Source organism: Cellulosimicrobium sp. AB352, from assembly GCF_049538415.1.
GTDB classification, from domain to species: Bacteria; Actinomycetota; Actinomycetes; order Actinomycetales; family Cellulomonadaceae; genus Cellulosimicrobium; species Cellulosimicrobium funkei.
On the sequence record NZ_JBMVFX010000035.1, the window covers coordinates 1 to 14066 of the forward strand.

General features: G+C 72.2%; 4 protein-coding genes. All 4 read left to right on the forward strand.

Translation table 11 applies throughout. The annotated features are described in order from the left end of the window. Positions 1–74: 74 nt before the first annotated feature. The 4 genes from ACPCUX_RS18245 (at position 75) to ACPCUX_RS18260 (ending at position 13968) form a co-directional block, all read left to right on the forward strand. Positions 75–3956, forward strand: coding sequence for an alpha-L-arabinofuranosidase C-terminal domain-containing protein (locus ACPCUX_RS18245; protein ID WP_423389342.1), 3882 nt, complete (start codon positions 75–77; stop codon positions 3954–3956). A 217-nt stretch (positions 3957–4173) separates the two neighbouring features. Continuing rightward, positions 4174–8352, forward strand: coding sequence for a beta-L-arabinofuranosidase domain-containing protein (locus ACPCUX_RS18250; protein WP_423389343.1), 4179 nt, complete (start codon positions 4174–4176; stop codon positions 8350–8352). A gap of 154 nt (positions 8353–8506) precedes the next feature. After that, positions 8507–11404, forward strand: coding sequence for a family 43 glycosylhydrolase (locus ACPCUX_RS18255; protein ID WP_423389344.1), 2898 nt, complete (start codon positions 8507–8509; stop codon positions 11402–11404). Positions 11405–11556: 152 nt separating this feature from the next. Further along, on the forward strand, positions 11557–13968 hold the full coding sequence (locus ACPCUX_RS18260) for a family 43 glycosylhydrolase (protein WP_423389345.1): 2412 nt from the start codon (positions 11557–11559) through the stop codon (positions 13966–13968). Positions 13969–14066: the final 98 nt, after the last annotated feature.

Below are 14066 nucleotides of genomic sequence, written 5' to 3' on the forward strand. Positions count from 1 at the left end.
ACACTAGGCTCGGGCCGAACTTGTGAACGCTCACACGCAATGGTGCGTGTCTCTCGACGATGAGAGGAAGCCCTATGGAAACGTCTGTTCACCCGTCCCTCCCCACGTCCCGGCGCAGACCGGCGCGCCGCCGGTCCGTCGCGGTCGCCCTCGTGGCGGGCATGGTCGGCACGGTCGCGCTCGCGACGTCGCTGCCGGCCGCCGCCGCGGAGCCCGACCTGCCCGACGGCGCATGGGTCGACACGTTCGACGGCGCCGCGCTCGGCCCGGACTGGACCGTCGTCAACCCCGTGCCCGAGGCGCTGTCCGTCGGCGGGGGGAAGCTCACGCTGACCTCGCAGCCGGGCGACACGTACCAGGACGCGAACAGCGCGAAGAACGTCGTGCTGCTCGACGTGCCGGCGGGCGACTTCACCGTCGTCACCCGGCTGGAGGCGCCCGTCGCCTCCGTCTACCAGGGCGCCGGCCTCGTCGCGTGGCAGGACATGGACAACTACGTCCGGTCGGGCCTGACCTTCGTGGGTGACCTCTCGCCGTCGGGCCGCGCGATCGAGAACGACGTCGAGACCGGCGGCGTCTTCAGCGCGGCGGCCTTCACCGACCGCCCGGGCTCCACCGGGGAGACGCTGCGCATGCAGCGCACCGGCGACACGATCGCGACGAGCTTCTGGGACGGCACCGCGTGGCAGCCCGCGGGCTCCGTGACCGTCGACTTCCCGACGACGCACGTCGGCCTCTACGCGCTCGCCGCGCAGAGCGGCGCGGCGCACACCGCGGCGTTCGACTACGTCGCGGTCCAGGCCGCCGAGGGCGCGGACCAGGTGCCCGACGGCACGTTCACGCTCGCGGGCCCGGGCGACGCCCGGTACCTCGTGGCGACCGACGACGGCCTCGCCCTCGACGACGAGCGCCCCGCGACGACCGTCGCGCTCGCCGCGACGGAGGTCGACGGCGCCGAGGGCACGTCCCCGGTGACGCTCGCCGTCGGCGACCGGCCCGTGGTCGTCTCCGGCGCGTCCCGGCTCTCCCTCGGGGCCGCGGGCGCGGACGCGACGGCGCTGCGGCTCACCGACGCGGGCGGCGGCACGGTCTGGCTGCGCAGCGCGGCCGACCCCGAGCGGTACGCCGGGGTGCGCGCTTCCGACGGCGCGCTCGTCCTCGGTCCGCGCGACGCGGCCACGAAGCTCACGATCACGCCCGCCACGAGCGCGGACCACGAGATCACCGTGGACCTCGCGGGCGAGCGCACGCAGATGAGCGACGAGCTGTACGGCATCTTCTACGAGGACATCAACTACGCGGCCGACGGCGGCCTGTACGCCGAGCTCGTGCGCAACCGGTCGTTCGAGTTCAGCAACCAGGACAACGGGTCGTTCACCGGCCTCACCGCGTGGAGCGCCGCGAACCGCGGCGGCGCGACGGCGACGACCCAGGTCGTGAACGACGCCGGGCGGCTCAACGCGACGAACCGCAACTACCTCAACCTGACGACGACCGGGGCGGGCGCCGGGGTGCGCAACGCCGGGTACAACACGGGGCTGTTCGTCGAGGAGGGGGAGTCCTACGACTTCTCCGTCTGGGCGCGGTCGGCGACGGCCCAGACCGTCACCGTGCGCGTCGAGGACGCCGCCGGGACCACGGCGTACGCGACCGGCCAGGTCGCCGTCGACGGCTCGGACGCGTGGAAGAGGTACGACGTCACGCTCACCGCGACGGGCACGACGAACGCCGGGCGGCTCGCGCTGCTCTCCGGCGCGGCGGGCACGCTCGCGCTCGACCAGGTGTCGCTCTTCCCGCAGGACACGTGGGTCGGCCCGGTCAACGGGAAGTCCGTGCTCCGCAAGGACCTCGCCGAGAAGATCGACGCGCTCGACCCGCAGTTCCTGCGCTTCCCCGGCGGCTGCGTGACGAACGTCGGCACGTTCCGCACGTACGAGGAGTCGGGCTTCACCGACCGTCGCCGCACGTACCAGTGGAAGGAGACGATCGGCCCGGTCGAGGAGCGCGCGACCAACTGGAACTTCTGGGGCTACAACCAGTCGTACGGGATCGGGTACCTCGAGTACTTCCTCCTCGCCGAGGACCTCGGCGCGACGCCGCTGCCCGTGGTGTCGGTCGGCGCCAACGGCTGCGGCAGCACCATCCCCGAGATGACCGACCCCGCGCAGATCCAGCGGTGGGTGGACGACACGGTCGACCTGATCGAGTTCGCCAACGGCGACGTGACGACCGAGTGGGGCGCCGTGCGGGCCGAGCTGGGCCACCCCGAGCCGTTCGGCCTGAAGTACGTCGGGCTCGGCAACGAGGAGAACACGAAGACGTTCGAGGCCAACTTCCCGGCGTTCCGCGACGCGATCGCGGCCGCCTACCCGGACGTCCAGATCATCTCGAACTCCGGGCCGGACGACACGGGCCAGCGCTTCGACGAGCTGTGGGAGTTCAACCGCGAGCAGGACGTCGACCTCGTCGACGAGCACTACTACAACGACCCGCAGTGGTTCCTCGAGAACGACGAGCGCTACGACTCCTACGACCGCGAGGGGCCGCACGTCTTTCTCGGCGAGTACGCGTCGCGCGGCAACACGTTCGCCAACGCGCTGTCCGAGGCCGCCTTCATGACGGGCCTCGAGCGCAACTCCGACGTCGTGCGGCTCGCGTCGTACGCGCCGCTGCTCGCGAACGAGTCGTACGTCCAGTGGTCGCCCGACGCGATCTGGTTCGACAACGACGAGTCCTGGGGCTCGGTGAACTACTACGTCCAGCAGCTGTTCTCCGCGAACGCGGGCGACGAGGTCGTGCCCAGCACGCACTCCGGCCCGGCGCCCGCTGACGCGACGCTCGACGGCGGCGTCTTCCTCTCCACGTGGAACACGGCCGCGCAGTACGACAACGTGCGCGTCACCGACAACGCGAGCGGCGACGTGCTCTTCGCGGACGACTTCGAGTCCGGCGCGTCGCAGTGGGAGCCGCAGTCGGGCACGTGGGCGGCGCAGGACGGCGCCTACGTCCAGTCGGCGACGAACGTCACCGACGCCCGGTCGATCGTGGCCGGCGCGTACGCGAAGGACTGGTCGAGCTACACGCTCGAGCTCGACGCGCGCAAGACGTCGGGCGCCGAGGGCTTCCTCGTCGGCTTCGCCGCGGGCGGCCCGAACGACTACTACTGGTGGAACCTCGGCGGGTGGAACAACTCGCGCCAGGCCCTCCAGCGCGCGTCGGGCGGGAGCGCCAACGAGGTGCAGGCCGTCGAGAACCACAGCATCGAGGCCGGTCAGCCGTACCACGTCAAGGTCGTCGTCGAGGGCTCGACGATCGAGCTCTACCTCGACGGCGAGCTCCAGATGTCCTACGAGCAGCCGTCGACCAAGTCGCTCTATCAGGTCGTCACACGGGACGACGACACGGGCGACGTCGTCGTCAAGGTCGTCAACCCCACCGCGACCGCGGCGCGCACGCAGGTGCACGTCGAGGGCGCCGAGGAGATCGCGGACCAGGCGACGGTCACCGAGATGGTGGGCGCGCCGTCGGACACGAACACCAAGGCGGACCCCGAGCGGGTCGTCCCGGTGGAGCGGACGCTGACCGGCGTGGGGGAGGAGTTCTCCTACGAGTTCCCCGCCCACTCGATCACGTTCGTCCGGCTGCACGCGTCCGAGGCGGCTCCGGAGCTCGACCTCGCGGTCGAGGTCACGCCGCGCTGCCTCGCGGGCAAAGCGTACGTCGCCGTGCGCGCGACGAACGGCGAGGACGTCCCCGTCACGCTGACGCTCGCGACGCCGTTCGGGCAGAAGGCGTTCGCGGACGTGGCGCCCGGCAAGAACGCGTACCAGTCGTTCGCGGCGCGCGCGACGTCGGCCCCGGCCGGCACCGCGACGGTGACGGGCACGGCGACGCTCGACGGCGAGCAGGTCACCTCGACCGTCGACGTCGCCTACGACGCGCTCGACTGCGGCTGACGCCGAGGTAGAGCCCCGGTACCGCGAGGTAGAGGCGTGGTCACGACCACGCCTCTACCTCGGCGGGGCACCCTCGAGCCCTTCCCTCGTGGCCGGTCCGGCGGGCCACGAGGGCGCGGCCCGCGCCACCCGCGCGGGCCGCCACCGCACGACATCGCACGACACCGCACGTCTCGACGCGCGGGCGACGACGCCCGTGCCGACCAGAGGAGCACCGATGCACCCCCGACCGACCGACGGCGTCCGCCGTCGACCCGGCGGCGTGGCCCGGCTGGCGGCCGTGGCGGCCGCCGCCGCGCTCGCCGTGACCGCGTGGGCACCGTCCGCCGTCGCGGCCGACGCCCTGCCCGCGCCCGTCCTCGACCTCGCGTTCGACGGCGACGTCGCCGACGCGAGCCCCCTCGCGCACCCCGTGGCCCTGCGCGGTCACACGGGCTCCGCGCCGACCGGCTTCTCCTACGTCGACGGCGTCGACGGGGCGGGGCAGGCCCTGCGCCTGAGCGGCAGCACGTACCTCGACCTCGGGTCGTCGACGGCGCTCCAGCCCGAGGACCTGACGCTCTCGTTCTGGGTGGAGCCCAGCGGGAAGCTGTCCGGGGAGCACGTCATCACGTGGAACAAGCGGGCCTACAACTCCGACGGCTGGTACCTGTCGTCCGAGTCGGACACGGTGCCGCTCGCGCTGTCGGTGGGGCCGGCGTCGGGCCAGCCGTACAAGGTGCGGGTCGCGAGCTCCGACCGCGCGGCGTTCTTCCCCGCGGACGAGTGGACGCACGTCGTCGTCACGTACGACCACGCGACGAAGGCCGTCGCGTTCTACCGCAACGGCGAGCAGGTCCCGTCGACGGTGGCCAGCGCGGTCGCCGGCGACGCGACGGGGGTCCTGGGCTCCGACCCGGCGCTGCCGAAGACGATCGGGTTCAACGGGCCCCAGTACAACGGCGCCTACCTCAAGGCCGCGCTGGACGACTACCGCCTGTACGACGCGGTGGCGGACCTGGGCGACGTCGTCGGGCTGTACGAGGAGAGCGGGCGCACGGTGGACCGCGACGCGATCGCGCAGGACGACGCCGACGCGCTGTCCCTGCCGGAGCGCGCGACGGTCGCGCTCGTGCTCCCGGCGACCGGTTCGCGCGGGTCGACCGTGACGTGGCGGTCGTCGCATCCCGAGGTCGTCGCGACCGACGGGACCGTGGTCCGGCCCGCGATCGGGGAGGACGACGCGCACGTCACGCTGACCGCGACGGTGCGCTACCTCGACGGCGAGCCGGTGACGCGCGACCTGGAGGTCGTCGTGCCCGCGCTCGTCGACGAGACGCCGCTCGAGGAGACCGCGCTGCCGTCGGTGCTGCTCTCCGACGACTTCCTCCAGAACGCTGCCGCGAAGGAGCACGAGTACCTGCTGAGCCTGGACTCCGAGACGTTCCTCTACGAGTTCTACAAGGTCGGCGGGCTGACCCCGACCACGGCCGCCGGGTACGGCGGCTGGGAGCGCAGCAACGCCGTGAACTTCCGCGGCCACGCGTTCGGCCACTACCTCTCGGCGCTCGCGATGTCGTGGTCCTCGACGCAGGACGAGGCGACGAAGGACGCGCTGTTCACCGAGATCGAGGAGGGTGTGGGCGGGCTCGCGCGCGTGCAGGACGCGTACGCCGCCGCGCACCCCGGCTCGGCCGGGTACGTCTCCGCGTTCCGCGAGTCGATCCTCGACCAGGTGCAGGGCACCGGGACGTCGGACGAGAACGTCATCGTGCCCTGGTACAACCTGCACAAGGTGCTCGCCGGGCTGCTCGACGTCGCCGAGCACGTCGACGGACCGGTCGGCGACCAGGCGCTCGCCGTGGCGACCGACTTCGGGCTCTACGTCCAGGGGCGCGTGGCGAAGCTGCCGAGCACCGACGTGATGCTCCGCACCGAGTACGGCGGCATGAACGAGGCGCTGTACGAGCTGTTCGACCTCACGGGCGACGTCCGGATCAAGGAGGCGGCCGAGGCGTTCGACGAGGTGACGTTCTTCCGTCAGCTCGCCGCGGGCCAGGACGTGCTGCCGGGCAAGCACGCCAACACGCAGATCCCCAAGCTGCTCGGCGCGCTCAAGCGCTACCAGGTGTTCACGCAGAACCCCGCCTACTACGACCTGCTCACGCCCGCCGAGAAGGACGAGCTGCCGATGTACCTCGCGGCGGCGGAGAACTTCTTCGACATCGTGGTGCGCGACCACACCTACGTCACCGGCGCGAACAGCCAGGCGGAGCACTTCCACGCGCCCGGGTCGCTGCACGAGCGCGCGGACGAGCAGGGCACCGCGCGCAACGCCGAGACGGCCGAGACGTGCAACGAGTACAACATGCTCAAGCTCGCGCGCGAGCTCTTCACGCTGAGCAAGGACGTGCGGTACGCGGACTACTACGAGAACGCGTTCATCAACACGATCCTCGCGTCGCAGAACCCGGAGACGGGGACGACGACGTACTTCAACCCCATGGCGTCGGGCTACCACCGCGTCTACAACCTGCCGTTCACCGAGTTCTGGTGCTGCACCGGGACAGGCATGGAGAGCTTCTCCAAGCTCGGCGACTCGATCTACTTCACCGGCCAGGGCTCGGTGTGGGTCAACATGTTCTTCTCCTCGACGGTCGAGCACGTGGAGCAGAACCTACGGCTCACGCAGGAGGCGAACCTGCCGAACGAGGACACCGTGACCTTCCGCGTCGACGCGCTCGACGGCGGTGCGGTCGCCGCGGACGCGACGCTGCGCCTGCGCGTGCCGTCGTGGATCGCGGGCGAGCCCGCGGTCGAGGTGAACGGCGCCGCCGTCGAGCCGCACGTGTCGCGCGGGTACGTCGTGCTGCCCGTCGCCGCGGGCGACGTCGTCCGGTACACGATGCCGATGGCGGCGTCCGTCGTCGACACCCCGGACAACCCGTACTTCGTGGCCTTCCGGTACGGGCCCGTCGTCCTCTCCGCGAACCTCGGCGAGGTCCCCGAGCCGGCGTGGCAGGGCACGGGCATCCTCGTCCGCTCGTCCACGCGCGACGCCGACGCCCAGACGACGATCACGGCCGCGAACATGGGCGCCGACGAGTGGAAGGAGCGGATCGCGGAGAACCTCGTCCGCGTCGAGGACGACGCCGAGGGTCGGGTCCAGCTCGAGCTGCGGAACACCGCCGACGGCGGCGACCTCGTCTTCACGCCCCACCACACCAACTGGGACGTGACGTACGGGCTCTACCTCCACCTCGACGAGCCGGACTCGGCCGCGTCGCAGGAGCGCATCCTGCGCGCCAAGCAGGAGCTGCGCGACGCCGACCGCACCGTCGACAGCCTGACGAGCTTCGACAACAACAACTTCGAGAACGCGAAGAACCTCCAGCAGAGCGGGTCGTCGGTCGGGACGTTCTCCGGCCGCCAGTTCCGCCACGCGAACGGCACGGGCTGGTTCAGCTACGACCTCATGGTCGACCCGGAGTCGGCCTCGAACCACCTGGGCGTCACGCTCTACTCGGGCGACCAGGGTCGCGTGTTCGACGTGTACGTGAACGACGAGAAGCTGAAGACGATCACCACGGTCGCGAACGCCCCGACCAAGGACGAGCAGGGGTTCTACGTCGACACGACGCAGGTCCCGGCGAAGTACCTCGAGATCGGCGAGGGCACGCGCTGGAAGGTCGACAGCGCGGGGGAGTACGTGCTCGACGAGGACGGCGAGCGCATCCCCGTGGTCACCGTCCGCTTCCAGGCGACGGGCGGCTGGGCCGGAGGCGTGTTCGGCGTCCGGGTCGACCGCGCGGCGGCGTACGACGCGACGCCCGCGCTCGCGGCGCTCGCGTTCGACACCGGGTCGCTCGCCCCTGCGTTCGACCCGGCGGTGACGGACTACACCCTCACCGTCCCCGCGGGCACGACGAGCGTCGTGCTCGACGCCGACCCGCACGTGCCGAGCGGCCTGGTCCGCGTCGACGGCGTGCTGATCGACGACACGCAGGGTCGCGTCGTGCCGCTCCCGGCGGACGGGAGCGCCCGGACCGTGGAGGTCGTCGGCGTCGCGCAGGACCACGAGACCGCCACGACCTACCGGGTCGAGATCGTGCCGGGGGCGACGGCCGTCGTCCCGCTCGACGTCGAGGTCTCGTCGCGCTGCCTCGCCGGCAGGGCCTACGTGGCGGTCCGGGCGACGAACACGGGCGCCACGCCGGTGGACGTCACCCTGGCGACGCCGTACGGGGAGAGGTCGTCCACGGGCGTCGCCCCGGGCGCGAACGCGTACCAGTCGTTCGCGTCGCGCGCGACGGCGGTCCCCGCCGGCAGCGCGACGGTCACCGCGACGGCGGTGCTCGACGGCGCCCCGGTCACCACGACCCACGACGTCGACATCGAGCCGCGCACCTGCGGCTGAGCGACCCGCGCCGCACCGGCGTCCTCGCGGTCGGTCCGACGGGCCGCGAGGACGCCGCACCACGGCGACGCGGCGTCAGTCGATATCGGTACCGACATCGATATCCCCGGCATGAACCCACGACAGCAGCAGGACCTCGACGAGGAGGAACGACATGAGCAGGCACCGGAGACGACGCGCCGCGGCGACGATCGTGGCGGGGGTGCTGGCGCTCGGGGCCGGCCTGCCCGCGGCGCACGCCACCGCGACGGCCGACGACGAGCCCCCGGCGGCGACCGCCCTCACCGGGCTGACCACGACGGACCGCGGCGACGGGACGTACGACGTCCCGCTCCTGCGCAGCGACGTCCCCGACATCAGCGTCACGCGCGTCCCCGCGGCCGAGAACGACGAGGGCCGCGACCTGTACTACATGATCAGCACGACGATGCACCTCGCGCCCGGCGCCCCGATCATGAAGTCGTACGACCTCGTGAGCTGGGAGATCGTCGGCTACGTCTACGACCGGCTCGGCGTCGGCGACGTGTCGTCGCTGCGCAACGGGAAGAACGGCTACGGCAACGGGCAGTGGGCGTCCTCGCTGCGCTACCGCGACGGCACGTTCTACGTGGTGTTCAACACCAACGACCTCGGGGGGTCGTACCTCTTCCGCACGGACGACGTCGAGCACGGCGCGTGGGAGCGCACCGCGCTCGGCCGGGGGTTCCACGACCCGTCGCTGTTCTTCGACGAGGCCGACGGGGGGACGCCCTACATCTTCTACGGCTCCGGCGCGACGAGCGCCGTCCGGCTGAACGACGACCTCACCGCGATCGAGGCGGACTTCCCGAACATCTTCCGCGCCGCGGACTACGCGGGCGAGCCGTTCGTCGGCGGGCTGTTCGAGGGCGCGCAGGTGCACTACATCGACGGCGAGTACTACGTCGCGATCATCACGTGGCCCAGCGGCCAGAACCGGCAGGAGGTGCTGTTCCGCTCCCCGCACCTGCTGGGCCGCTACGAGACCACCGACGGGTCGAACCCGTACGAGGCGCGCAGCGCGCTGAACTCGGACGGCTTCGCGCAGGGCGGGCTGGTCGAGGTGCCCGACGGCGCGGGCGGCTACGAGTGGTGGGGCATGTTCTTCCGCGACACCTACCCTCTCGGCCGCATCCCCGCGCTCATCCCCGCGACGTGGGAGGACGGCTGGCCCACGTTCGGCGACGACGGCGTCGTCCGCGTCGGCGACACGTTCGCCAAGCCGATCGAGCTGGACCCGGCGACGGAGCGCCGGGAGCGGCTGAAGAGCATCGTCGCCTCCGACGACTTCGCGAACGACGCCGAGCACCGCGCGTTCAGCGACACCGTCTGGGAGGTCCCCGACGCGCCCACGTACGACGAGTCCCTGCTCGGCGTCGAGCTCGTCGCCAACCCCGGGTTCGAGGACGCCGGGACCGCGCCGTGGGCCGCGCAGTTCGGGGCGACGCTGTCGCGCGAGACGAGCGGCGCGGCGTCGGGCACGGGCGCGCTGCGCGTCGCGGGCCGGACGCTCAACGGCTCCGGGCCGAACCAGCAGCTCGGCGGGAAGATCCAGGCGGGCGTGACGTACGAGGTCTCGGCCCGGGTCCGCTACGCCTCCGGGCCGGCACAGGTCCGCTTCAACCTCGTCGGGGACTGGGGCGCGGGCGTCACCACGCTCGCGTGGGCGAACGCCACGTTGGGGGAGTGGACGACCGTGCGGGGCACCTACACCGTCCCGCAGGACGCGGACGTCCGGACCTTCAAGCTCGCGGTCGAGACGCCGTGGGGCAACCCGCAGCCGCCGTCGTCGAGCGTCGAGTACCTGCTCGACGACGTGTCCGTGGTCGGTCGCGCGCCGGCCGTCGAGACGCCCACGCTCGAGGAGGTGTCGTACAACGGCTCGGACCTCGACCTCGCCTGGCAGTGGAACCACGCGCCGGACAACCGGTACTGGTCCCTCACCGAGCGCGAGGGCTGGCTGCGCCTGACCAACGGGCACGTCGTGAGCGGCGAGGCGGAGTACACCAAGGCGCCCGGGCGCGACCTCACCTACCTCGAGGAGGCGCGCAACACGCTCGGTCAGCGCACCTTCGGGCCGACGGCCTCCGCGGAGACCCGCGTCGACGTGTCGGGGATGCTCGACGGCGACGTCGCCGGCCTGGCCGTCTACGGCCGCAGCTTCGCGTACGCGGGGGTCCAGCAGGTCGACGGCGAGCGCACGCTCGGCCTCGTCACGCGGCTCCAGCCGTTCACCGACACGATCGACCGCGAGGCGGTCGAGTCGTTCGTCCCCGGGTCGCAGGTCCCGCTCGGGGAGCGCGCGGACGTGCACCTCAAGGCGGACGCGGACTTCGCCTCGCCGGGCGGCCAGCTCTGGGTGCAGTACTCCTACAGCCTCGACGGGCGCACGTGGCAGCCGCTCGGGCCGCGCCAGGGGCCGCTCGTCATGGACTGGAGCCTGTCCCACTTCATGGGCTACCGGTTCGGCCTCTTCTCCTACGCCAAGGAGCGGACCGGCGGGCACGTGGACTTCGACCACTTCCTCCTCAGCGACGTGCTCGACGCCGACGGCGGCGCCGACCGGACGGCGCTCGACGCCGTCGTCGCCGAGGCGGAAGGGCTCGACCCGGCCGACCACACGGCCGAGTCGTGGGCCGCCGTCGAGCAGGCCCTCGCCTGGGCGAGGTCGACGACCGCGCCGTCGACGCAGAACCAGGCCGACGCCCCCGCGCGGGCGCTCGCGCTCGCCGTCGCGTCGCTGGAGCCGACGACGTCCCCGGACGTCGCGTTCGCGGCGGGGGCGAGCCTGCGCGCGCTCGCCGGCACCGACTACGTCGCCGTGCGCGTCGTGAACGAGGAGGACGTCCCGGTGGACGTGGTGGTCACCACGCCGTACGGCAGCCGCACGTTCGCCGACGTCCGACCGGGGGCGAGCGCCTACCAGGCGTTCCCGACGCGACGGTCGCAGGCGCCGGCCGGCGAGGCCACCGTCACCGTCACGCGCTCGACCGACGCCGCGACGACGACCCGCACCGTGCCGTTCGGCCGCTGACCCGCGCCCGACCCGGCGGGCCGCGCAGGCCGCGCCGGGTCGGCGCGCGAGGAGGGAGGACGCAGGACGACGGCGGGGGAACGCCGTCGGGCAGGACCGTCCGCGCGAGGCGCGCGGACGCGCAGGACACCCACATCGATCGAGGAGGATCCATGGACACGCACCACCGCAGACGACGTCGCCTGCGCGGCGCCGTCGCCGGGGCCGCGCTCGTGACGCTGCTCTCCGCGTCGCTCGCCGCGCTGCCGTCGTACGCCGCGGACGAGGAGCTGGTCGTCAACGGCGGCTTCGAGGACGGCACGACCGGCTGGTTCGTCAACAACGGCAACGCGACCGACAAGGCCGTGCTGTCGACCACCGACCAGGCGTTCGCGGGCGAGGCCGCGGCCCTGACCACCGAGCGCGCGACGACCGGCTCCGGTCCGATGCAGGACCTCAGCGGCAAGGTCCGCGCGGGCGAGACGTACGAGCTCACCGCGAAGATCCGGTACGACGCCGCGGCGCCGGCCACCAAGCAGTTCTTCGCCACGATGCACTACGGCGGCGGGTCGTACACGAACCTGGTGAGCGTCACCGCCACCAAGGGCCAGTGGGCGACGCTCGACGGCCGGTTCACGATCCCGGCCGACCAGAACGTCGGCACCGCGCGGCTGTTCTTCGAGACGCCGTGGACGAGCAACCCGTCCGCAGACCCGGCGACGCACCTCATGGACTTCGTGCTCGACGACGTCTCCGTCGTCGGCGCGGCCCCGCCCGGACCGCCGTCGAAGACGATCGAGGTGCTCGGCAAGCTTCCCGGCGAGCACAACCCGCTCATCTCCCACAAGTTCGGGGCCGACGGGTTCGGGTTCGTCGAGGACGGGCGCGTGTACATGTACATGACGAACGACACCCAGGGCTACGCGCCCGACCCGGTGACGGGCGTCTCGCCGCAGATCAACTACGGCAGCATCAACCAGATCACGCTCATCTCGTCCGAGGACCTCGTGAACTGGACGGACCACGGCGAGATCCAGGTCGCGGGGCCGCAGGGCGTCGCGCCCTTCACGAACAACTCGTGGGCGCCGGGCATGGCGAAGAAGACGGTCGACGGCGTCGACAAGTACTTCCTCTACTACGCCAACGGCGGCGGGTCGTCGAACGTCATCACGGGCGCCTCGCCGCTCGGGCCGTGGACGAGCGAGCGCGACAGCACGCTCATCGACGGGCGCACCCCGGGCGCCGAGGCCGTGGCCTGGAAGTTCGACCCGGCGCCGCTCGTCACCGACGACGGCGCGTACCTCTACTTCGGCGGCGGCCCGGCGTCGACGTCGATGCCCGCGGCGGAGCGGTTCAACAACCCGAAGAACATCCGCGTCATCGAGCTCGGCGACGACATGGTCTCCACGCAGGGCACGGCGGCCGTCGTGGACGCGCCCGTGGCGTTCGAGGCGGCGCAGGTCTTCGAGCGCGACGGGAAGTACTACCTGTCGTACTCGTCGCACTTCGGCGGCAACGACTTCGGCGGCAACCAGGCCACGCTCCCGGGGTACCCGGGCGGCGGACAGATCGGCTACATGATCTCCGACGACCCGATGTCGTTCCCCAAGGAGACGTACGCCGGCGTGATGTTCCCGAACCAGTCGCAGTTCTTCGGCGCGGGCACGGGCGGCAACAACCACCAGTCCGTGTTCGAGCTGGACGGCAAGTACTACTTCACGTACCACGCGCCCACGCTCAACAAGCGCATCAACGGCAGCACCACGCAGGGCTACCGCAGCCCGCACATCCAGGAGCTGACGTTCAACGCGGACGGCACGGTCCAGCAGGTCGTCGGCGACTACGCGGGCGTGGACCAGGTCAAGGACCTCGACCCGTTCCAGGCGCTCGAGGCGGAGACGTTCGCGTGGCAGCAGGGCCTCACCACCGCGAAGGTCGACGGCGGCTCGGCGCAGTTCGGCGACCAGGCGCCGAACCTCGTCGTCCGCGACGTCGACGCCGGCGACTGGTCGGCGCTGTCGTCGGTCGACTTCGGCGACGGTGCCGCGAGCGTCACGGCGCGCGTCAAGCCGCTCGTCGAGGGCGCCACCGTCGAGGTGCGCCTCGACGACCGCGAGGGTGCCGTCGTCGGCACGCTCGGCCTCGACACCCCCGTGGGCGAGTGGGCGGACGTGACCGCTGCACTGGAGGGCGTGAGCGGCGTCCACGACGTGTACTTCACGTTCGCCGGCCCCGCGGGCGTCGACCTCGTCGAGGTGGACACGTGGGAGTTCGCGGCCGACGCCGCGGGCCCGGCCGTCGAGCTCGACGTGACCGCCTCCGCACGCTGCCTCGCGGGCAAGGCCTACGTGGCGGTGCGCGCGACGAACCTCGCCGACGTCGCGGCCGACGTCGAGCTCGTCACCCCGTTCGGCACGCGCGTCGTGCGTGACGTGGCACCGGGGGCGAACGCGTACCAGTCGTTCGCCACACGGTCCGCGTCGCTCGCGGCCGGGGTCGCGACCGCCACGGGCACCGCGGTGCTCGACGGCGCCACGGTCGAGACGGCGCACGAGGCCGCCTACGGCGACCTGTCCTGCGGCTGACACCGGACGACCAGCACTGCCCGACGGCGGCCCGCACCCCACCCGGGGGTGCGGGCCGCCGTCGGTGTCGGCGTCCGGGTGCGCCCGGGAGTCCTCAC